Raw genomic sequence first — 21542 nt, forward strand, 5'->3', positions numbered from 1 at the left:
TTTAAACAGGGGTGATCGCGTTGTGTGGCGTTTGGTGTCGTATTCGCAGGTGCCGGGCAAATAACGAAATGATGATCAAGATCAGCACAGTGCAAATCAAGACCAAAGTGTGGAGTTGCAGGTTCGACCATCGATTGGCAGCGGTCCACAAACTCCAAAATGGGATGAGAAGTAAGACTGTCATGGCGGGGAAGAAGACGGTGGGGATCTGTTCTAAGAAATGGAGATGCTTGCCGAATAGGGAGACGGTCAATAACGCAATCACGGTGAGACCGGCGGCAAGCAACGACAGGTCCCAGCCCAGGTAACCACCGATGATTGCCAAAACGATTGCGAGGTTGCGTTGTCGTTTTTTTCCATCAGTGTCATATCGCTCAGCGATGCCAATGCAGGCGCCCAATAGCCCACCCACGACTAGTCCCAGAGCCGCTTGCGTCACATCGGCGGCAGGCCAGTTGGCTGGAAGGGGCAGTGAGGCGTCGGCGCGAAAGGGTGAGAACAACCCAACGGCGATCGTGGGAATCACGAGCGACTTGGGCAAGGCGTGTCCATCAGCCGCGATCAAGACGCAGCACAACAGTGCGCTGGCCAAGAAGCAATGTGTGAAGTAAATGCCGATCAACTCAACGTTGAGCGCAGCTAAGGGAGAGACGGATGTGTCAACGAGTGTGTGGCCCGGTAAATTGGCGCCGCCGGATAATAATTCGACGAAGGCCAACATCAGGAAAATCAATGCTGTGGCCAGTTCCACGTACATGTAGCGGGGTGGAATCGGTGCGGCGCATTCGCGGCAGCGTCCGCGCAATTTTAACCACGCAAAAATCGGCACATTGTCCCGAAAAGCAATTGGCATTTTGCAGCGCGGACAATGGGAATCCGCCCGCAATAATCCCATGCCCAGTGGTAGACGATAGATGACGACGTTGAGAAAACTGCCAACGCAAGCACCGATGATGAATGAGCAGACGGCAAAGTACCAATAGATGGCATTGAATCGCCAGTTGGATTGCGGTGGTTCTTCGACGGTGTGGCGATGCAGGGGTTTGGCGGGGATCACCGACATGCGTGCGGGGTCGTCAGCGCTCTGTGTGGTGGGAGCGTCCTCTGCCATCAATGTTGACTGTGCAGCCACGGACCAGAGGGCCGCCGTGATCAGGATAACGGCTCGCAAAATTTTTGCGGCGTGTGCGGACTCGACCATTCGCGGTTTATTTTCCCAGTTAGTGTTCGGTCTCGGACAATCGCGGGCCGATCATTGCGGCGGATCGAAGTTGACTGTTGTGATGACACGTTTTTGTCCAATGCCAATTCCAAGTTGCATCTCGAAAAGCGCCTTCAAACCGACGACAGGATTCGCGGTTTTGAGACAGTTCGTGTTTGCATCACTAGGGACATTCTAGTGAGTTGGCAGCGCGCAATCGACCGTGAGGCATGACCTTACCGCAACGTTGCTGAAATTGGTGGAGTGAACGGTCCTGTTTTTGCGAGTGAGTCTCAACGATTTCACCGGGGCAGTGAGAACAGAATTAGAGGAATTCCGCGTGGAATTCCTAAGTGTTGTCTTCCGTTCATGTTCGAGGAGCGTGTGATGAGGAAACTGCTTGTGTTGGCCGCACTGGGTGTCGGGTTATCGGTGATCGGAGGTGCGAGCACTGCGAAGGCAGGCTGGGGCCCCGGCCGGGTAGTCTATGAATACGATGACTGTGGCTACGGTTACGGCGGCCTGTATACGCGGAATGTTTATGTGGAGCCTGTCTATCCTGCACCGGTTTACGTGGGACCCGATTTGCGGCGGTTCACTGCGTATGGCGCTCGGTTTGGCTACCGGGGAAATCGGTTTGATGTTCGGTATCGTGGCCGCTACGGGCGGTTTGGTTATCGAGGACGATATCGATATCGCGGCCGGTATTAACAGCGCCTGCAGATCGGTTGAGTGAGTTGGTCCACGATGTTGGTTGCAGGATGCGTTGGACCAGCTGCGCCCGCCTGGCCCACGTATCCTCAACCAGCGTGATCGGTCCGACTGTTTCCGGCGGCGCTACGTTGTGGCTTCGCTGAACCCCCACAAAGAATCGAAGTGTCGATAGGCGCTGGCGGCAATTGCCGTCGGCGTCTATTTGCTATGGCAGAGGGCATTCGTCTATTTGAAGTCAACGGGTGTCTGTGGTGGCCGATGCTTCTCACGTGGTCTCTCGCGACGAAGTGTTACGAATAGCAGATCGCTTCGTGTTGCTAAAAAAAGCGGCCGAAACTCGTTGACACTCGACGCAATAATTTGTTCCAGAATGCCATCGAATGAACGCATGTGTCTGGCCGATTGCAAACTGAATGATGACGCGTGCGCGTGGCCTTGCCGCGGCAAAAAAGTTGGTTGCATGTGCTGTCGAAATCGAGGTGGGTGCCAGGGAGTTGTGCTCACTTGAGGCGCGAGGTGGGTTTTCGTTGATCAACTCGAAACGTTTTGGCAAGTGGGTTTGGGCCGAAAAAATGATTCGTGGAATGTTGGCGGAATCGCCGAATCCGGTTTGCATTTTCTAATCGACCTGATACATACTGTAGCCAAAGCACATGACTGGTTTCAGTTGCATTTTGATGTCGGCTAACGGTTGTCTGTTGCGATTTGAAACCACCTGGCGTCGCGCTCGCCAATACACTCCGCCTTATTTTTTTGCCAAGGAGATGACGATGACTGATGATCGACGATGTCCGGATGTTGTAGGGAATGGCTTGGTCTCCTTGTCGCGTCGCGAGTTTGTTTCCACCGTCGGTGCCGCAGCGACCGTCGCCTCGGCGGTCTCTTTGCCGAATGTGATTTTGGCGGATGAAAAGAAACCACAACAACCGGAATCCTTGGTCAAAAAACTGTACGGTTCGTTGTCCGAAACACAACGCAAGCAGGTCTGTTTCGATTGGGATCATGTGGACGATGAGCGGGGGCTGTTGCGGTCGCGTGTCGCCAACAATTGGCAGATCACCGATAAAGAGAAGTACAACGTCGCCAGTGCTTTTTACACCAAAGATCAGCAGGAAATGATCGAGGCGATCTTCTATGGGTTGTACAGCGCCGATTGGAAAAAGCAGATTCTCAAGCAGCTCAAAGACGATGCGGGGGGATATGGCAAGCAGCAAACCATCGCGATTTTCGGCCAACCGGATACCGGGAAGTTTGAATTCGTGATGACTGGCCGGCACTTGACGGTCCGTTGCGATGGCGACAGCGCGGATCACGTGGCGTTTGGCGGTCCGATCTTTTATGGACATGCTGCGCAATCAGGCACCGAAGCACCGGACCATCCGGGGAACGTGTATTGGCACCAGGCGATGAAGGCCAACGCGCTGTACAAAATGCTCGACGGCAAACAGCGTAAGGTGGCACTGGTTGAAGCGGCTCCCGAGGAAAGTGCGGTCGATTTCCAAGGCAAACAAGGCGGCTTCGATGGAATTCGGATCAGCGAACTGTCACGCGATCAGAAAGAGCATGCTCAGGGCGTTCTCAAAACGCTTTTGGAGCCGTATCGCGATTCGGATCAGGTCGAGGCGATGAAGTTGTTGGACAAACAGGGCGGTCTGGACAACTGCCATTTGGCATTTTATCAGTCCGAAGATATTGGCGATGACGGCGTCTGGGATATTTGGCGACTGGAAGGTCCGTCGTTTGTGTGGCACTTCCGCGGCGCTCCGCACGTCCATGTGTGGGTCAATGTTGCTGATGACGCTTCTGTTGAATTGAATGCTTAGCGCCGAACGATCTTGAATCGGGGAGCGCCGTTTTGAAAAGGCGCGGTACACGATGTTTATTGTGCCGCGTCGCTCTATTTCAAAACAGGCACGCTGCGGATTCGCGCGTTGCGCCATATCGCAACTGAATGTCGACTCGCAGTGATTTCACATTTGTGCCGATTGGCACAGGACGATTCATGGTTCCGCATTGAAAATGAAAAGTGCGGGAAAGCACTGCTTGACAGTCACGGCTATCTCGCGATATATCTGGTCTGCTAGGAAAAGTACGTGGTCCAGCGGCACGAAGTGTTGTATTCGTGTTACTGATTCACGGAATTGATGTTGTCGGTTGCTGGTGAAAGATTAACGGCCATCTCACAAAGATTCTCATCTGGTTCGCTGTAAAACGATTCTTTCACGCGTTCGCCCGCTCTTTCTTGGCGTGGCACATTATTTCGTAGCGCGTGTATTGATTTATAATTGACATTCCTTGTTTCGGCTTTCGAGTTTTGCGACGGATGGGAATTGGACGATTGTCCAATTCGTTGTCGCAGAGGTCGTTTGTGTGGAACATCCTTCATATAGAGGAATTGGGCGCATGCCGAAGATGTCGATGAATGAAGTGACCACCTTTCGCTGGTCATTTATCGAAGACGTCATAGCATTTTCAAAAGCGGGCCTGGATGGCATCGGTGTTTGGCGAAACAAGATCGCGGAGTTTGGAGAAGAGCGCGCGGTCGAGTTGTTACGGGAATATGACCTGTCGGTTTCCAGTTTGTCTTGGGCCGGAGGTTTTACCGGGACGAACGGTTATTCCTATCGGGAAATGGTTGACGATGCTCGCGATGCCATTCGGCTGGCCGGCGATATGCGGGCGGCCTGTTTGGTGCTGATTAGCGGCGGACGCAACGGACACACAGTCAACCATAGTCGTCGCTTGTTGTGTGAGGCATTGGCGGAGTTAGGCGATTTTGCCGCCGAACACCAAGTGGAGTTGGCGTTACAACCGTCGCGTGAAGAGTTGTGCGGGCATTGGTCGTTTCTCTCATCCATCGATCATGTGATGGATATTCTGGACGCGTGCGACCATCCGTATGTCGGCATGGCCTTTGATACATTTCATTTGGCCGGTGAGGCGGACATTGTTTCCCGCATTGGTACGATTTTGCCCTACGTCAACACGGTCCAGCTCAGTGACTCCGGCACCGCTCCACGGACGTTGACCGACCGCGTGATGCTAGGGGACGGGCGGTTGCCGTTAGTCGGTATTATCGATGCCTTCGAACGGGGTGGGTATGACGGATTTTTCGACGTGGGGATTTGGTCCGATCGTCTCTGGCAATCCAACTACGATCGTGTGATCGACCGATGTCGGGTGCAGTTTGATCGGCTGCTGCTGGACGCCGCGGGTCAAAAGACTCCGCAGGCGATTCCCTCGAAATAGTCCCTCCCCCCAGCGTGAATCGCCAGGTGGATTGCGGAAAATTCCTGGCCGGGCTTGCGGGGCACAAGCGGCGTTGTCATCTTTGATTCAGCGCAGGCGCGCGATTTTTTCCGATCGTCAGACTCCAGGTTTGTGGAGTCGCTATTGCGGTGCATCTGCAGAATGCCCACCGTGAAAGCTTTTGGCGCGGAGAGAATGGACGATCCGGTTGATTGTATCCCATCGGCGTCGCGCACCGTTTTTGCCCCTTTCATTTGCGACATAGAGAAGTGCAGTCCATGGCTCACGAGTTCATTACGCTGGAGCAATTGGCCGAACAATTGGGGCGTGACCGTCGCGACTTGGAAAAGCAAGTGAGCCGCGGCCGTCTGCCCGGGCATCGCGTTGAAGGCCAGTGGCGGTTTCATCCAGCGGAAATCACACAATGGTTGGAAATGGAGATGCGGGGATACAATGACGTCGAGTTGTTAGAGGTGGAAGAAGCCCAGGTTTCGGCGGAGGTCGAAGGAGGGTTGCCGGTCAGCAGCTTTTTGTATCCGGAAACCACGCAAGTCCCGATGGAAGGTAAGACCAAACGTTCGGTTCTAGAGGAACTGATCGAAGTGGCGGGGCGGACTTGGCAAGTGTGGGAGCCGGCGGCGATCCTGTCCGCAGTCCAGGAGCGTGAAAGCGTGATTCCCACCGGGTATGAAAACGGTGTCGCCATTCCGCACCCCCGTACACCGATGGCCGATGCGTTGGGCGAGTCCATGATTTCCTACGGCCGCACGCAATCGGGAATTGCCTTTGGAGCGCCGAAACGCCAGTTGACCGACATGTTTTTTCTGGTGCTTTGCCGAGATTCACGCACGCATTTGTTGGTGTTGGCTCGGTTGGGGCGGATGTTGCAGTTGCCGGGGTTTATCGACGAATTGCGCGAAGCGGAAGACTCGCGTACGTCTTACGAAATCATTTGTCAGGCGGACAATCGATTGACGGAAGAGGCCTGAACGCAGCATGCTGCTGAGGGGGGATTCCCATGGCAGGTATTGATTTCTCCTGTCTGGCCTCGATAATTACTATCCGGTTTGCAATTTCAATGCTTATCCCAGCAAGATGTTTTTTGGGTCGGGGTGAGCCGGTGATCAAGCCGTTGATCTTGCTCACCAAATTATTCGTATTGCTGTAAGATTCTCTTAATGCCCAGCGTTTCATGATCATGCCGTCCAATAATTCACAATCAACCGCTGCCACCGATGCCGCGCCGGGAGCATCTGCCCTCCCTGAGGAGACTGAGGAATCGTGTTGCGACGCTTCTTCCCCAGACTGTGGTGAGGATGCGGCAGCTGCCGGTGGTGAGCCGGCTGAGTCGGGCGGCACGTGCCCGACGCCGATGTCGTGGCGGGGGGTGATGAAGAAGTTTGGCGAAGAGGCCACCACGGCGGTCGTGAATCGCGATGGTTATTCGTTGTATTGCCGCGCCTGGGGCGAGGGCGAGCCGCTCTATTTTTTGAATGGCTTTGGTGGGACGAGCGAATTGTTCGTATTGACCGCCGCGGTGCTGCGTGATGAATTTCGTTGTGTGTTCATCGATGAGTTTTCCAGCGAACCGGGGGCGCAATTGCCTCCGCGCAGGGTGACCGTTTCGGAGGCTGTTGAGGATTTGTTCGCGGTTGCGGATTGTTTTGGTGACGATGTCATTTCGTTGTATGGCGCGACATTGGGGGGGGCGTTGGGCCTGGCAGCGATGCAGGATCAACCTCAACGTATCCGCCGCGCGGCATTGCAAGGTGGCTTTGCCTTTCGACATTTTTCGCCAGCCGAACGGTTGTTGATTGGGTTAGGTAAATTTGTACCCGGCCGATTGCAGCATGTTCCGTTGCGGGCGAGCGTGCAAAAACAAAATCATGGTCTGTGGTTCCCGCCGTTTGATGGTTCGCGGTGGAAGTTTTTGGCAGAAAACTGTGACTCGGTGCCGCTGCGCATCATTGCCCGGCGGGCGGCGTTGGCGCAGCAGATTGATTTACGATCCCAGTTGGATCAAATCCAACAGCCGACCTTGATTGTGCAGACGGAGGGGGAAGGCCGCATCGCCACCGCTTGTCAGGCGGAGTTGAAATCTCGTTTGCCGAATGTTGAGGAATTCTGGATCGACAGCACCGGACAGGTGCCGTATCTAACACATCCGCATCGCTTGGCAAAATTGTTGAAACCTTTCTACCGCGGGGAGCCGTTGCCGGAATCCGGCAGTGCCCCTCCCGCCGCGCAGGACGCAGCGGCGACACCTATTGCGAACACAACGGAGTCCCATGACGATTGAACTTCCTGAAGCATTGGATGTCGTAGCTGTCGGTGCTCATCCGGACGATGTGGAGATTGCCTGCGGGGGAACCTTGGCGAGTTTGGTTCGCCAAGGGTATCGCGTGGGGATCATCGATTTGACCGACGGAGAGCCGACACCGAGAAGCCCGGGGCCGGAAGTGCGATTGGCTGAAGCGCGCGAGGCGGCGGAGATTTTGGGGGTGCAGGTTCGCGAGACATTGGACTTGCCCAATCGCAAGTTGTTCGACAGCTTCGAGACGCGGGTGGCCTTGGCCAAGGTCTTTCGCCGTTATCGGCCGCGGGTCGTGTTGGGGTTGGCAGGCAAGACCCCGCTGGCGTCTCCCGACCATTGGCAGGCGATGCAAATCACCGATGCAGCCATCTTCTATTCGCGACTGACCAAGTGGGACGCTGATTTCGACCACCTGCCGGTCCACTCGATTTCTAAGCAATTGTGGTATCCGCTGGGACTTTCGACGTTGCAGTTTCCGGAGAGTTCCGGGCATTTTGTAGTGGATATTAGTGAGACAATCGAGCTAAAATTAAAGGCGATTCGCGCTTATCGCACACAATTTCCTCCGGAAAAGGATCGCGTTTTCCGTCTCGTCGAAAGCCAAAACCAGTTTTATGGGGCAAGCGCAGGCTTTGAGGCGGGAGAAATGTTGCTGTGTGCGACTACCTTAGGCGTTCGGGACTTGTTAAAAACAGTACTGCCGGATTCGTAGGACTGAATTCGGCAAAAATGTTAAATTGGGGCAAGGAATTGGCTCGGGGCAAGAATTGAACGGGAACCGTGGGCTGGTTACGATGGATAATTGATGGTTTAAAACACGTCATTCAAGCGTGTCAAAATGTAATGCGGTCGGTTGTCGGCCGTCGATGGCGACGGGAATCGGGCGGAAAGGATAGTCGGGTGGTGGCAAAAAAATTCCGCTGGGGTGCCAAGAGCATCACCAATAAACGGGATAACAATGAAGATCGGTTCATGATCGATCCCGATGGGCGGTATTTCATTGTCGCCGACGGTATGGGTGGCCAAGCCGCCGGAGAACGGGCCAGTGAAATGGCTTCGGAAATCGTTCCCGTGGAATTGGAAAAACGTCTTGAGTTCAAAGACGAGTCGCCGGAAACTGTCGAGTCGGCAATCAAAGACGCGATCAGCCACGCAAACGCCGATATCATGACGCTTGCGGCAATCGACGTGAATTCGCTCAACATGGGGACGACCATTGTCTTGGCGGTCGCCGTGGGGGATTCATTGTATGTCGCCGGAGTGGGCGACAGTCGGGTTTATCGATTTGCCGACGACAAGCTACTGCAATTGACCAAAGACCATTCGCTCACACAGGCGCTGGTCGATGCGGGAACCATTTCCGAAGAAGATGCAAAGACACATCGGTTCAAGAACGTGTTGCATCGCTATTTGGGATCCAAAGAAGGGAACAACGGCGCAGAAGTCAAGATGCTGCCGTTGACCACAGGGCATCGCTATCTGCTGTGTAGCGACGGCGTGAACGAAGGCGTGGAGGATGATCAGATTGCTGAGATTCTCAAGCGTTGTGCCGAACCACAGCAGGCCGCGGACGAGTTGGTGCAAGCGTCGCAAGACGGCGGGGCCAACGACAACATCACCTGCGTGGTGGTTTACGTGGACTGACTTGGCTGTAGCGAGCCATTGCCGGAAGAGTCGGCAGCAACCACCATGTTACAGCCAGAGGTGGAAGCGCTCTTTTAGCTTTGCGGGCAATCGCTTTTCGACCGCGCGGCGGATCTCTTTTTCGTGATACCGCGTGCTGAAATGCGCCACGATGATCAGTTCGTTTTGGAACTTCTCGGCGCGGGCGATCAGATCGTCCAGGTGCATGTGTCCGAACTTGTGGATTTTTTCCTTGCGATGCTCGGGGCGGAAGAAGGTCATCTCCGTGATCAGCACGCGGGCTTCATAGGTGGCCGCGTCGTTATCGAGCCCCGGAGGAGCTGTGTCTCCCGTGTAGCAGACCAGCGGATAGCGGATCTCCCGCGTGACATCTTCGCCTTTCAAACGAAGGTCTCGAATCTGATCGCCGGGAAGCCCTTGATATTCGGCTTTCAGTTTGCGGCGACGATCCCAAACGATAAAGCCGACCGAGGAGACGGTGTGGACCGTCTCGAATACGGTGACCACGTGTTCGCGCGAAATCTCGAATTCATCGCCCGGACGCACGCCGACCAAGTCGCACAACATGCGTCCCCGGTCCAGGCGTTGCCAGGCCTGCAACATCCGCCGCACTTGATCGACCATGTCCGCAGGAAGATAGATCGTGGGCGGTTCCATCTTCATCATCCGCCGCCGCGCGACGTAGACAGGGATTGCGGCCAGGTGGTCCAGGTGGCAATGGGAAACAAAAAACGTTGACGTGCCCATGAATTCCCAGGGGCTGCCGCCCAGGTCGAAGCCGAGTTTGAGTTCGGGGATTCGCCAATAGCTTTGGACAGCCGCGCGGGAATAGCCCTCGATGGTCAGTCCTTTGAATTCCAATGTTTTCAGCGGCAGATTATTCAGCATGCTCGTCGTCGGTTCCACCGGCCGAGCCGGGGGGAAGGGAAGTTCGTTGGTAGGTTGAAACGACACTCTGCGTTGGGAAATGTTCACCGCGTGTGTGCGAATTCATGTCGCTTTGGTGGTGCAGTTCCAGCATCTGGCCATTTTTCGAAAAGCCGGTCTGCCGATGGTACCACTGTCATGGATGATGGCAAGCCGACCGCCGCTCCCGCAGTTGGGAGAACAGCGGCGTGCATGGGGGCGACGATGCCGGATGGCCTGTTTTCGCTGCTAGGCGTCGCCGTCCATGGAAACCGGTTTTCCGGTAGCGATGCTCTGGGCTTCGTAGTGACAAAGTTTGAGTGCATCGCGGGCGAGTGCGCCGGAGAGCAGACGGGGTTCTTCACCGCTGCGGACAGCATCGACGGCGACCTGCAGTTCAGCGGTAAACGCGGCGCACCACTCATCGTCCCCATCGAGTTGTGGGACTTCGACCGTTCCGTCCGCATGCAGCACGGTGAGCGGCTGGCTGAGTGTCGGTTCGCTTCCCAGAGTGGCGAAGTCATAAACCAATGTCGCTTTTTCCAGATAGATTTCAAAGCCATGGGCAAAGGGCATTGCTGCGGCTGAGATTCCGCCGCTGACGCAACTGACGGTTAGTTCGGGGTCGTCGAACAGGTACTGCGTGTTGAGGTACTGTGCGTAACCGTCTTCTAAGATTCCGCGCGACTGCACCGCTTGGGGAGTCCCGCAGACCCAGCCAATGAAATGCGTATCGTGAATGTGCAAGTCGATACCCGGTCCGCCGGTTTTGGCCGGATCGGCCATGTCGTCCGACCAGTCGGGCTTGGAGATCATCCGGCGAAAATGCGCGGCTCGCAGTTTGCCGTATTTGCCACTCATGATGGCGTCGGCGGCGAATTTGAATTCGGGGAAAAACGGCAGCACGTGGGCCACCATGAATAGCCGACCGGCGGCGCGGGCGGCTTCGACCATGCGGTCAGCGGCGGCCACATCCAGGGCAATCGCCTTTTCGACAATAACCGCTTTGCCGGCGGCGATCGCTTCGAGCGTGACGGTTTCATGCTGATCGAGCGGCAGACAGATATCGATGAGATCGATATCGGGATCGGCCAGCAGTTCGTGGTAGTCGGAATAGGTTTTGACGTCGGACAGATCAACCTGTCCGCCGCGGGGGCCGAAGTTACCTTGGATACTGGTCCAATCGCCGGCAAGTTTAGCGGGGTTTCTGGTGGCGATGGCGGTGACTTTCGCGCCCTCAACTTTTTTGGCGCCTTCAAAGTGCGTCATGCCCATGAAACCGAGCCCGATGATTCCTATCCGTACCATGCGAAAAGCCTTTTGTAATTTGCGCGAAATGGCAAGTGTTATTTTTCGTAAACGACCCCTAGCATTGTGCCCAAGGCGTTATCCGTCAAGTCGTGGCGGGTATTCTTAGCCGCAGATTGAATCGGGATAAAACCCAGCGCGACTATGCCGCAATCAAGATTTTGAAAATAAATAGCCACAGAGTTCACAGAGGACACAGAGCAAATCTGTTGTCAGTAGTCATCGAGGTTTACGGCCCGTTGAAAAAACAAACACATTCGAAAATCGGGTGCTGCCGGCTTGTCCAGTACTCTCTTTTCTGATCACACAGTTTGCACTGCCGGACAAGTCGCCACTGACCCTCTTTTTTAGGCGGACCGTTGAATAGAATTCTCTGTGTCCTTGTATGTTGGATTTAACTGAAACAATTGATGTAATGGACATTGCCGTGGAAAAGGCTGCGCAGCGTAGCGAAGCAGGCTTTTCCACGGCGGCCGGCGGCAGATCGATCGTGCCCAGGTCCCCAGAGACCGTCACAGAGCGAGGTCGTCGTCGGCCTGTGGATTTTAGCCCGAACAGCCGCAAGAGCCGATCGCAACCTCGCGTCGCATCGAGCTCGCATTTGCAAGACAGGGACCGCTCCATGGACAGCTCTATTACTTCCTTTGTCGGCATCGACGTCGCCAAAAACTCTTTCGATCTGTGTCTCCTTCCGCAGGAAACACAACACTCCCTCACCTATGACACGCAGGACCTTGAGCATTTGCATCAACTCCTGCCCCAACCGGAAACCTGTTTGATCGTCCTCGAAGCCACCGGCGGATATCAGCAACGGCTCGTCGCCGAACTGGCTGCCGCCGGACATCTCGTCGCCGTCGTCAACCCCCGTCAGGTTCGCGACTTCGCCAAAGGTCTCGGCATCCTGGCCAAGACCGACCGCATCGACGCTCGCGTCATCGCCCGCTTTGGGCAGCACGTCCGCCCCAGAACGATTGCCGAAAACCACGAAAAACAAGAGGAATTGCAGCAACTCGTCACTCGACGACGACAACTGATCGACCTCAGAACGGCCGAAACAAACCGGCAGGAATTTCCCGTCGCGAAGATCGTTCAAAAAAGCATGCAACAGATGATTACGTTGCTCAACAAACAAATCAAAACCCTCGACAAGCAGATCGCCGAACTGCTCGAATCCGACGACCATTGGAAAGACAAAGGCAACATCCTCGCTTCCGTTCCGGGCGTCGGCACGGTCACAGTCTGCTCGCTCTTGGCCGAACTCCCGGAACTGGGGCTGCTCAACCGCAAGGAAATTTCCGCCTTGGCTGGCTTGGCACCGTTCAATCGTGATAGCGGACGCTTTCATGGCAAACGCTCCATCCGCGGCGGACGCGCCTCGGTACGCAACGCCCTGTACATGGCCGCTTTCAATGCTAAACGCTGCAATCCCATCATTGCAGACTTTGCAAAACGGCTTACAGACCAGGGCAAGCCGTTCAAAATCATGATGACCGCCTGCATGAGAAAACTCCTCGTCATCCTCAATACGCTCGTCAAAAACAATTCGATGTGGAACCCCAAATATGCCTAAAAAACAATTGACAACAAACACAGCCGCTCTGTGGCTAATCCCCTGTCTGCAAGGCTAAGTCGTTACGAAATAGGTGCGGAAATTTCAGCGGAATGAGGGGGTGATGCGGCTCTAAAAGTGTTGACTGGCGGGGTGGGATTTTTTGTCTGGGGAGGGTGGCGGTGGGGGTTTGGACTTGAGTTGGTCGCCTGGCTGCGTCATGATATTGGCGACGGTCCTGTACGAACCTTTGGGGCCGTCGTTAAAGGATTGGGTCGTTCGTCGATTTTAATCGCCTTCCAACTGGTGCAACATGCGGAAGGTGACCGCTGAGGGTCTCGACGGACATAAACAAAGGACGCTGTTTGAAGGGGACCGAGATTATGCTTGTTCTGTCACGAAAGACGGGAGAGCGAATTCTGCTTGGGGACGACGTTGCAATTACGGTCATCCGTGTGGGACCGAATGCAGTGCGACTGGGATTTGACGCGCCCAAACACCTCAACATCGTACGTGAAGAATTGTGCGTCGATATCGAACTGCCCGAATCGCTCGAGGCAGCACCGCGTACCGACGGATTTGCCGCAGCCGGTTAATGGCAGGGCGGATGCCGCATGCTTTTCGAGAAAACGGATGATCCCGCTGACAATTGGCGGGATCATCCGGATTTCACGCTGCGCAGATGCCCAGATTGCCCTCAACCACGCGTGTTGGCAGTTGCTTTGGGCTTCCTCGGGGCGGTATCATCAGAATTGTGGTGATCACATCCGCCACACGTTGGCGGACTCTCGATAGATCTGTGCCCAGAACCGAATCGCCGTTTGTAGCGAGGCCGGTCTTCTCCCATAGCGATGTTGTATTGGAGACGTAGCGATGATGAACCTAGAAGGCGCCGGACGCGTGCAAACGTGTGACGGTGTGTCGCGACGCGATTTTTTGCAAGTGGGATCGTTGGGCGCGCTCGGTTTGGGGATGTCGGAAATGGCGGCGCTTCAGGCGCAAGGCGCGGTCGACAAAGATAAAGACGTCAACGGCATCATGCTGTTTAATTTGGGCGCGCCGAGCCAACTCGATACCTGGGACATGAAGCCCGATGCACCGGCGGAGATTCGCGGTCCGTTTCAGCCGATTCAAACTGCGGCTGAGGGAGTGTTGATTTCCGAAATGTTTCCGCAGATGGCGAAAATTGCGGATAAGGTTTCGTTTGTGCGCAGCGTGTATCACACGGCTGCCGCAGTGCATGATACCGGACACCAGATGATGCAAACGGGGCGCTTATTCCGTGGTGGATTGGAATCGCCGCACGTGGGATGCACGTTGGGCTTCATGAAGGGGCGACGCGGTGATTTGCCGCCGCACGTTGTCATTCCCGAATTGATGGGCCGCACCGGCGGCAATCTGCCGCACGGGCAAGAGGCGGGATATTTGGGAAAGCAGCATGATGCGTTCGTGCTGAATGCCGATCCTTCGGTCAAGGATTTTAAAGTCCCCGACTTGTTGCCTCCGGCGGATCTACCCGCTGTGCGGACGGATCGTCGGCAGAAATTGCGTTCGTTAGTGGATCAGAACGTTGCCAAGTTCGAATCGGCTCCACGGGCGCAGTTGTTGGACAAAAATTTCGAGCAAGCGTATCGACTGATGACCTCGACTCAAGCGCGTGAGGCATTTGATTTGAATCAAGAACCGGACTCGGTTCGCGATCGTTACGGGCGGACGCGGTTTGGTCAAAGTTGTCTGTTGGCGCGAAGGTTGGTGGAGCGGGGCGTGCGGTTTGTGACCGTCAATACGTTCCTGACCGTCTTTGGCGAAATCACCTGGGACATCCACGGGTCGAAGCCGTTCACGTCGATTGAGGGGATGAAGAAGATCGTCGCTCCCAGTTTCGATCAAGGGTACTCGGCATTGATCGAAGATCTGGATCAGCGCGGGATGTTGGCGAACACCGTGGTTTCGTCGTTGGCGGAATTTGGACGGACGCCGAAAGTGAATCCCGCGGGTGGACGCGACCACTGGCCGCAATGTTGGACGGTGTTCTTTGCCGGCGGCGGTGTTCAGGGGGGACGCGTCGTGGGTGCCAGCGACGACACGGGCGGCTACCCGGCCGATCGTCCGGTGAATCCTGCTGAGATAGCGGCGACGATTTATGAAGCGCTGGGCATTGATCTGGAGCATTTGCTCCCCGGTCCGCAAGGGCGACCGATTCCGGTGGTGGATTCCGGTGTACGTGCGGTTCGCGAGTTGTTTGCTTAGTGCCGTTTCAGATTCTTTTCCCTCGCATATGGGAGAGGATGCTGGGCGTTGGCTGTTCGACGCGAATGGTCGCCGGGAGGAGCACCGGTGTTTGACACGTGATGGGCGTTTCCGGCCTGTCCCGAACTCTGTTTTAGAGCAACGGTTTTACATCATGATGCGACATATTCTCGTAGCGATTTGCCTGTTGCCGGTGGTGGCCAATTTGGCGGTGGCAGACGGCCCGGTGGTTTTGCCGGCCCAGGTGACATTGGATGGTCCGCATGCCGGGCAACGGTTGATCGTGGAAGAGATGCGCGGCGGGAAGGCGTTTGGCGATCTGACCGGACAGGCCAAGTTTTCCACCGCTGATCCCAAGGTCGCCACGGTCGATGCCCAAGGCCGCGTGCAACCGGTTGGCGATGGCGAAACAGTGATTCGTGCGGAAGTTGCCGGTCAGACATCGGAGGCGAAAATTATCGTACGTCATCATGGGCGGACGGAGCCTTGGAGTTTTGCCAACGATGTCCAAGCTGTTCTGACCAAGACCGGTTGCAACATGGGATCCTGTCACGGTGCGCAATCGGGCAAGAAGGGATTCAAACTGGCGCTGCGGGGATATGACCACGAAGCGGACTACGACACGTTGACGCGGCGCTCGCGAGGGCGGCGGGTGATTCCCAGTGATCCGGCGCGAAGTTTGATATTACTCAAAGCGACCGGCGCGATCCCACACGGGGGCGGAACGCGCTTTGGAACGGACAGCAGGGAATATCACATTGTCTCGCAATGGATCGCCGAAGGAGCTATGGGGCCCAGTGAAGCGGATACGCATGTTGCCGAACTAGCAGTGCTGCCCGAACAGGTCACGCTCAAACCAGGAGATGCGCAGCAGATTGTTGTGCTGGCAACTTACAGCGATGGCACTGTGCGCGATGTGACGCAATGGGCGATGTATGACACGACGGAAATGGGCGTTGCCGCTGTCGACCAACAAGGGAAAGTCGACGTGGTTGGAGCGGGGGAATCGGCCATCACGGTTTGGTTTGGTAGCAAGGTTGCCGTGGCGACAATCAGCGTGCCATATGACAACAAGGTCGATGGACAACTTTTCGCACAAACGTCGCAGGTGAATTTTGTCGATGATTTGATTTTGGAAAAACTGAAGACGCTCCGCATTCCGCCTTCGAGACAGGCCGGCGACGGGGAGTTTTTGCGGCGGGTCTATCTCGACACGATGGGGATACTGCCAACTGTTGAAGAAACGCGAGCGTTTTTGGCGGACGAGTCGCCCGGCAAGCGGGCGCGGTTGATTGATCAGATTTTACAGCGAACGGAGTACGTCGATTATTGGACCTACAAGTGGTCCGATCTGTTGTTGGTCAGTAGCAAGCAATTGGATGGGGCGGCCGTTTGGGCGTTTTACAGTTGGTTGCGGAAATGCGTTGAAGAGAACAAACCGTGGGATCAACTGGCCCAGGATGTTGTGACGGCGCGGGGCAGCACATTGGATAACGGAGCAGCGAACTTTTTTGTATTGCACAAAGATCCGCAACAACTGACCGAGGCGACGTCGTTGACCTTTTTAGGGATGTCGATCACCTGCGCGCGGTGCCACGACCATCCCATGGAACGTTGGACGCAGGACGATTATTACGGCATGGCCAATTTGTTCGGCCGTGTGCGACAAAAGGATGGGGCTGTCGGCGGCGAGATTGTTGTGTTTCCCGTAACTGAGGGGAACGTTCCGCACCCGCGGCGTCTGGAAGTCCCGATACCCCAACCGCTCGACGGCGAACCGTTGGCGGTGGATGATCCGCGTGATCGCCGCGCGCATTTGGCGGAATGGTTGACGGCGGCGGAGAATCCGTATTTTGCGCGGGCAATCGTGAATCGAGTCTGGGCGAATTTCATGGGACGGGGGTTGGTGCAACCGGTTGACGATTTGCGGTCCACGAATCCCGCCTCGAATGAAAAATTGCTGTCCGCTTTGGCCGATGATTTGCGGAAACACAACTATGACGTGAAACATCTGATCCGCACGATTCTCAATTCGGCCGCTTATCAGCGCTCAGCGGAGCCGGTGGAGGGGAACGAGGCGGACGATCGTTTTTACTCGCATTTTTTGTTGAAGCGCATGCCGGCCGAGGTGATGCTGGATGCGTTTTCGCAGACGACCGGTGTGCCGACTCAGTTTCCTGGATTTCCCAAAGGTTGGCGGGCGCAACAGTTGCCCGATAGCAATATCGTCTCCTACTTCTTAAGCGCCTTCGGCCGCCCGTCACGGGAGTTCGTGTGCACTTGCGAGCGAACTGAAGATCCGAATGTGACACAGACGTTGCATTTGACCAACGGCAAGACGCTCAATGACAAATTGAAGTCGGATGACTGTGTGGCAACGACGATGACCAAAGAAAAACTGACGGACGAGCAGGTCATCGAGCGGGTTTATTTGGGCGCTTTGACGCGGTTTCCCACAGAAGCAGAGAAAGCGGCGCTGTTGAAAGCGTTTGCGGAATCGACCTCCGCTGCAGTTGATGAAAAGCAGGCGGTGGATGAAAAAGTTGCGGCGGAACAACGCCAAGCACTGATTGCCGACTTCATCTGGGCGACACTGTCGAGCAAGGAGTTTTTATTCATTCATTAGCGACGGCAATAAATTGCTCGTTTCAAATTAGAGTGCTTTTGGCGGCTTGTAGGTCATTGTAAAACGTGTGACCGGAAAGGGACTGCTGGATAAGTCAGCAGTAGCATCCGGCGCGGTGAGGGATGTTTGGGTATGCGAAGAATTTCACTGATGATTGTTTGTCTTGTCGCTGCTTATGCCGCGATGCCGGTCGGCGCTGAGGAACCGGTGGATAAACAAGAATTCCCGGCGCCGTCGTATTCCCGCGATGTGCAGCGCGTGTTTAAGAAGTATTGCATCGCTTGCCATAACGAGGACGAGCAGGAGAGCGGTCTGAGTCTGCACGATTTTTCCGCGTTGATGCGCGGAGGGGACAGTGGCGAGAAACTGATCGTTCCCGGCAAACCGGCGGAGAGTTGGTTATTGCTGCTGCTGCAGGGTGAAGAAGAGCCGCAGATGCCGCCCGAGGGAGAAAAGCAACCGCGCGCTGAAGAAATTGCCGGCATTGCGCGGTGGATTGCAGCGGGTGCTAAGAATTCCGATGCGGACGAAGTGAAGTCTACCGGCTACGACGCGCCGGACGTGCCGCAGGTTCTCCCCCAAGGCCCAGTCACTCCGGCGATTGTCTCCGTTGCGGTTTCGCCTGACGGCAAACGGTTAGCGGCTGTGCGACATCGTGAGGTGGTTTTGCTCAACGCCGACGATGGGAAAGTGATTACCAATTTCAAGGGGGCCGAGCATCCGCTCAATGCAGTCGCGTTCAGTCCCGATGGACAATGGATCGCAGCGGCGGGTGGTCCGGCGGGAATTGGGGGGAGTGTGCGGCTGTGGAAAATTGACGGCGAACCAGCAAGGGGATTCCACGGGCATGACGATTCGATTTACGGATTGGCGTTCAGTCCCGATGGAAAACTGCTGGCCACGTCGAGCTACGATAAGCTGATCAAATTGTGGGACGTGGCCACAGGCCAGGAGGCGGCCACGCTTAAGCATCACACGGCTGCCGTGTTTGACGTTGCGTTCAGTCCCGATGGCAAAACGTTGGCCTCGGTCGGCGACGACCAGACAGTCAAGTTGTGGGACGTTGCCAGTGGAAAGCGGATGGTCACGCTCAGCGAACCGACTGGCAGCATGAATGCGGTCGAGTTTCATCCGTCGGGCAAAGAAGTGGTGGCGGTGGGTATCGACAAGACGTTGCGGGTTTGGAACTGGGATGGCAAGTCGGCCAAGATTCGCAAAAGCGTATTCGCCCACGATGCGATCGTGTTGGATGTGGCGTACGCACCGGACGGAAAAACATTGTTTACGGCTGCGGAAGATGGTCGAATTAAGGCGTGGGATGCTGTCGGGCTGAATCTGTTGCGGACTGTAGAAAATTTGACGGATTGGCCGCACGCCTTAGCGGTTCGCCCAGACGGTAAACGGATCTTCGCCGGTCTGTATGACGGCAATTTACTGGCGTTTGACACTGAAAAATCTCAGCCGCCGCAGGTGCTCATTGCTGGACGACGCGCGGAACCCGTTGCGGAAGAGAAGCCGGAATCCGCCAAAGTGGCCGAACGTCCCCGCGATCCGGAACTCTCTTCAATCAGCCCACGGACGGCGGTGCGGGGGACGACGGCGAAGTTCACCTTGTCGGGACGCAATATCGCCGATGCCGACGCGTTGTTTGTCGCTCCGGGAGACCTGAAAGCCAAATTATTGCCTTCCGATGGCAAGGACCCGAACAAGATCCAATGCGAAGTAGAACTTCCCGCCGACTTGATGCCGCGGATGGTTTCGCTGCGACTGCATACGCCAACGGGCAGCACCGGGAGCCGGGCGTTTTATGTTGGTCCATTTGCGGAGCAGGGGGAGAAGGAAGCGAACGATACGCCTGAAACCGCGACGGTGGCGGAGTTGCCCAAAACATTGGTGGGGACGATCAACCGCAAAGGGGACCGCGATCTGTGGCGATTTGATGCGCCCGCTGGAGCGGAGATTGTGTTTGCGCTGCGAGGGACCGGCTTTGGATCGAAATTAGATGCCGAGTTGTCGATCTTGGACGAAGCGGGAAAAGTGTTGGCCCGTTCGCAGCGGCATCCCAACCAGCGGGATGCGGTGATCGGGTACCGGTTTGAGAATGCAGGATCGTACTTGTTACGCGTCGAGGACCTGCGGTTTTCCGGTGGCGGTGGACACTATTATTACATCCATGCCGGCCAGTTCCCCTACGTCGAGGGCGTGTTTCCGTTGGGAGTGACAGCTGGGGCAAAAAATGCTGACGTGCTTCAAGCTCGCGGTTTCAATCTGGGCGATGCGTCGCAGATTGACGTCGAGGGCAAATCGCCCGGTGACCGTAACGACCGGTTGAAAACCGAATTGGGGCCGACGTTGAACACCGTGCGATATGAATTGAGCGAATTTCCCGAGGTGGTTGAAGTCGAGCCCAACGACACGCCGGCACAAGCACAGTTGTTGTCAGTCCCAGGCGCTCTGAGCGGGCGAGTGATGACCAGTAGCGAAGGCAGCGGCGCGGCGGATGTTGTGGCGTTTGAAGCGAAGCAAGGGGACCGGCTATTGATCCAGGTCTCCGCGCGGCGGGCGGGGTCGCTGTTGGATTCGGTGATCGAGATTCTGACCGCTGAGGGCGAACCGGTCGGTCGGCAAACGTTGCAGGCGGTCTCTGAAACGTTTATTACGCTGCGGGACCATAGTTCGAAGCGGGATGGCATTCGACTGCAGAACTGGGATGGCTTTGAGATCAACGACTATCTGATGTTGGGCGGCGAGGTGATCAAAATCCGCGCCTTGCCACTCGGGCCGGATGAGGATGTGAAATTCTTCGCCAACGGCGGGCGTCTGGGATATTTCGGCACCACCCCGCAGGGGCACGCTGTGAATTCGTCGGTGTACAAAATCGAAGTGCATCCACCCGGTCAATCGTTTCCGCCCAGCGGCTTGCCCATCGTGGCCTTGAACTATCGAAACGACGATGGCGGGCCGGGGCTGGGGAGTGATTCCCAACTCTTTTTTGACGTACCGGCTGACGGCAAATATTTAGTGCGCATCAACGATGTCCGTGGACTGTCGGGCGACGACTTTTTTTACCGCCTCGCCATTCGCCGGCCGCAACCTGATTTTCGGATCTCGATGAACCCCGCCGATCCGAACATTCCTCGCGGCGGAAATCTACCGGTCACGATCAATGCGTCGCGTCTGGAAGGGTTCGATGGAGCGATTGATGTTCGAATCGAGGGGTTGCCCGCCGGCATCACCGCAACCGCTGGGCGGATCGGCCCCGATGATTCTTCGTGTGTCGTGACGTTTTCAGCTCCGGAATCGGTCGAGACATTGGGTACCGAAACGAGAAACGTGCAGGCGATTGGCACCGCAACTGTGGGTGACAAAACCGTGGAGCAGCGTAGTTCGACTGGGTTTGGATTGCATCAGGTCTCCTTGGCGCCGCCGCCGACATTGGAGGTAGCCGTCAGTCCCCAGGAGGCGGTGATTGAACCGGGGCAGGAAGTGCGGTTTCAGTTGAAATTGAAACGGAACTATGGATTTAACAGCCGAGTGCCGATTGCGGTCCAGAACCTGCCGCATGGAATTCGGGTATTACACGTGGGGCTCAACGGTGTGTTAATCCCCGAGGGGCAGACCGAGCAATCATTTGTGGTGAAATGCGAGCCGTGGGTGCCGCGGCAAAAGATCTCGTTCTATGCGACCGCCCGTGTCGAGGCGACTGGGGAGCGAAATAGTTCTGTGCCGATTTTGCTGGAAGCAACTGGAGTCCCCAGCGCCGTGGCTGGAGGGAGGTGAC

Annotated in this window: 16 protein-coding genes; 12 read left to right on the forward strand and 4 right to left on the reverse strand. The window is 55.9% G+C overall.

Annotated features, from left to right (window positions below; genetic code table 11):
• Position 1 precedes the first annotated feature (1 nt).
• A complete protein-coding gene (locus Mal52_RS04730; protein WP_145374565.1) occupies positions 2 to 1201 on the reverse strand; it encodes an A24 family peptidase in 1200 nt (399 codons plus the stop codon).
• A 387-nt stretch (positions 1202 to 1588) separates the two neighbouring features.
• Between Mal52_RS04730 and Mal52_RS04735 the strand changes: the two genes are divergently transcribed.
• From Mal52_RS04735 to Mal52_RS04745, 3 genes are all read left to right on the forward strand, one after another.
• On the forward strand, positions 1589 to 1912 hold the full coding sequence (locus tag Mal52_RS04735) for a hypothetical protein (protein ID WP_145374566.1): 324 nt from the start codon (positions 1589 to 1591) through the stop codon (positions 1910 to 1912).
• 773 nt (positions 1913 to 2685) lie between these two features.
• A complete protein-coding gene (locus tag Mal52_RS04740; RefSeq protein ID WP_145374567.1) occupies positions 2686 to 3738 on the forward strand; it encodes a DUF3500 domain-containing protein in 1053 nt (350 codons plus the stop codon).
• A gap of 580 nt (positions 3739 to 4318) precedes the next feature.
• On the forward strand, positions 4319 to 5164 hold the full coding sequence (locus Mal52_RS04745; RefSeq protein WP_145374568.1) for a sugar phosphate isomerase/epimerase family protein: 846 nt from the start codon (positions 4319 to 4321) through the stop codon (positions 5162 to 5164).
• Here Mal52_RS04745 and Mal52_RS04750 read toward each other — a convergent pair.
• Positions 5131 to 5427 (reverse strand): hypothetical protein, encoded by a 297-nt coding sequence (locus Mal52_RS04750; RefSeq protein ID WP_145374569.1) that lies wholly within the window; start codon positions 5425 to 5427, stop codon positions 5131 to 5133. The two genes, Mal52_RS04745 and Mal52_RS04750, sit on opposite strands and share 34 nt — an antisense overlap.
• A gap of 15 nt (positions 5428 to 5442) precedes the next feature.
• Between Mal52_RS04750 and Mal52_RS04755 the strand changes: the two genes are divergently transcribed.
• From Mal52_RS04755 to Mal52_RS04770, 4 genes are all read left to right on the forward strand, one after another.
• Positions 5443 to 6153 (forward strand): PTS sugar transporter subunit IIA, encoded by a 711-nt coding sequence (locus Mal52_RS04755; protein WP_145374570.1) that lies wholly within the window; start codon positions 5443 to 5445, stop codon positions 6151 to 6153.
• Positions 6154 to 6362: 209 nt separating this feature from the next.
• Entirely contained in the window at positions 6363 to 7463 is a 1101-nt protein-coding gene (locus Mal52_RS04760; protein ID WP_197534659.1) for an alpha/beta fold hydrolase, read from the forward strand.
• Positions 7453 to 8190 (forward strand): PIG-L family deacetylase, encoded by a 738-nt coding sequence (locus Mal52_RS04765; RefSeq protein WP_145374572.1) that lies wholly within the window; start codon positions 7453 to 7455, stop codon positions 8188 to 8190. Before Mal52_RS04760 ends, Mal52_RS04765 begins: the two co-directional genes overlap by 11 nt.
• 191 nt (positions 8191 to 8381) lie before the next feature.
• A complete protein-coding gene (locus Mal52_RS04770; RefSeq protein WP_231962526.1) occupies positions 8382 to 9122 on the forward strand; it encodes a PP2C family protein-serine/threonine phosphatase in 741 nt (246 codons plus the stop codon).
• Positions 9123 to 9170: 48 nt separating this feature from the next.
• Here Mal52_RS04770 and Mal52_RS04775 read toward each other — a convergent pair whose 3' ends face one another.
• Positions 9171 to 10010, reverse strand: a complete 840-nt coding sequence (locus Mal52_RS04775; protein WP_145374574.1) for an MBL fold metallo-hydrolase — start codon at positions 10008 to 10010, stop codon at positions 9171 to 9173.
• 267 nt (positions 10011 to 10277) lie between these two features.
• Positions 10278 to 11336, reverse strand: a complete 1059-nt coding sequence (locus tag Mal52_RS04780) for a Gfo/Idh/MocA family protein (RefSeq protein ID WP_145374575.1) — start codon at positions 11334 to 11336, stop codon at positions 10278 to 10280.
• A gap of 622 nt (positions 11337 to 11958) precedes the next feature.
• Between Mal52_RS04780 and Mal52_RS04785 the strand changes: the two genes are divergently transcribed.
• The 5 genes from Mal52_RS04785 to Mal52_RS04805 all read left to right on the forward strand — a co-directional run bounded on the left by Mal52_RS04785 (position 11959) and on the right by Mal52_RS04805 (position 21541).
• Positions 11959 to 12906 (forward strand): IS110 family RNA-guided transposase, encoded by a 948-nt coding sequence (locus tag Mal52_RS04785; protein ID WP_197534660.1) that lies wholly within the window; start codon positions 11959 to 11961, stop codon positions 12904 to 12906.
• 362 nt (positions 12907 to 13268) lie between these two features.
• Positions 13269 to 13481: a carbon storage regulator gene (locus Mal52_RS04790; RefSeq protein ID WP_145374577.1), complete on the forward strand. Its 213-nt coding sequence runs from the start codon at positions 13269 to 13271 to the stop codon at positions 13479 to 13481.
• 277 nt (positions 13482 to 13758) lie between these two features.
• A complete protein-coding gene (locus Mal52_RS04795) occupies positions 13759 to 15135 on the forward strand; it encodes a DUF1501 domain-containing protein (protein WP_145374578.1) in 1377 nt (458 codons plus the stop codon).
• Positions 15136 to 15289: 154 nt separating this feature from the next.
• The gene (locus tag Mal52_RS04800; protein ID WP_197534661.1) at positions 15290 to 17761 is read left to right on the forward strand and encodes a DUF1549 domain-containing protein; all 2472 of its coding nucleotides are present in this window, start codon (positions 15290 to 15292) and stop codon (positions 17759 to 17761) included.
• A 132-nt stretch (positions 17762 to 17893) separates the two neighbouring features.
• Positions 17894 to 21541 (forward strand): c-type cytochrome domain-containing protein, encoded by a 3648-nt coding sequence (locus Mal52_RS04805; protein WP_145374579.1) that lies wholly within the window; start codon positions 17894 to 17896, stop codon positions 21539 to 21541.
• The last annotated feature ends 1 nt before the right edge of the window (position 21542 follow it).

The sequence above is a fragment of the Symmachiella dynata genome (genome assembly GCF_007747995.1).
Taxonomy (GTDB): Bacteria; Planctomycetota; Planctomycetia; order Planctomycetales; family Planctomycetaceae; genus Symmachiella; species Symmachiella dynata.

What these genes read in the sequence shown, in the direction of transcription:
- Mal52_RS04730 (WP_145374565.1), bottom strand. Translation starts at nt 1,201, where the DNA reads ATGGTCGAGTCCGCACACGCCGCAAAAATTTTGCGAGCCGTTATCCTG.
- Mal52_RS04735 (WP_145374566.1), top strand. Translation starts at nt 1,589, where the DNA reads ATGAGGAAACTGCTTGTGTTGGCCGCACTGGGTGTCGGGTTATCGGTG.
- Mal52_RS04740 (WP_145374567.1), top strand. Translation starts at nt 2,686, where the DNA reads ATGACTGATGATCGACGATGTCCGGATGTTGTAGGGAATGGCTTGGTC.
- Mal52_RS04745 (WP_145374568.1), top strand. Translation starts at nt 4,319, where the DNA reads ATGCCGAAGATGTCGATGAATGAAGTGACCACCTTTCGCTGGTCATTT.
- Mal52_RS04750 (WP_145374569.1), bottom strand. Translation starts at nt 5,427, where the DNA reads ATGTCGCAAATGAAAGGGGCAAAAACGGTGCGCGACGCCGATGGGATA.
- Mal52_RS04755 (WP_145374570.1), top strand. Translation starts at nt 5,443, where the DNA reads ATGGCTCACGAGTTCATTACGCTGGAGCAATTGGCCGAACAATTGGGG.
- Mal52_RS04760 (WP_197534659.1), top strand. Translation starts at nt 6,363, where the DNA reads ATGCCGTCCAATAATTCACAATCAACCGCTGCCACCGATGCCGCGCCG.
- Mal52_RS04765 (WP_145374572.1), top strand. Translation starts at nt 7,453, where the DNA reads ATGACGATTGAACTTCCTGAAGCATTGGATGTCGTAGCTGTCGGTGCT.
- Mal52_RS04775 (WP_145374574.1), bottom strand. Translation starts at nt 10,010, where the DNA reads ATGCTGAATAATCTGCCGCTGAAAACATTGGAATTCAAAGGACTGACC.
- Mal52_RS04780 (WP_145374575.1), bottom strand. Translation starts at nt 11,336, where the DNA reads ATGGTACGGATAGGAATCATCGGGCTCGGTTTCATGGGCATGACGCAC.
- Mal52_RS04785 (WP_197534660.1), top strand. Translation starts at nt 11,959, where the DNA reads ATGGACAGCTCTATTACTTCCTTTGTCGGCATCGACGTCGCCAAAAAC.
- Mal52_RS04790 (WP_145374577.1), top strand. Translation starts at nt 13,269, where the DNA reads ATGCTTGTTCTGTCACGAAAGACGGGAGAGCGAATTCTGCTTGGGGAC.
- Mal52_RS04795 (WP_145374578.1), top strand. Translation starts at nt 13,759, where the DNA reads ATGATGAACCTAGAAGGCGCCGGACGCGTGCAAACGTGTGACGGTGTG.
- Mal52_RS04800 (WP_197534661.1), top strand. Translation starts at nt 15,290, where the DNA reads ATGATGCGACATATTCTCGTAGCGATTTGCCTGTTGCCGGTGGTGGCC.
- Mal52_RS04805 (WP_145374579.1), top strand. Translation starts at nt 17,894, where the DNA reads ATGCGAAGAATTTCACTGATGATTGTTTGTCTTGTCGCTGCTTATGCC.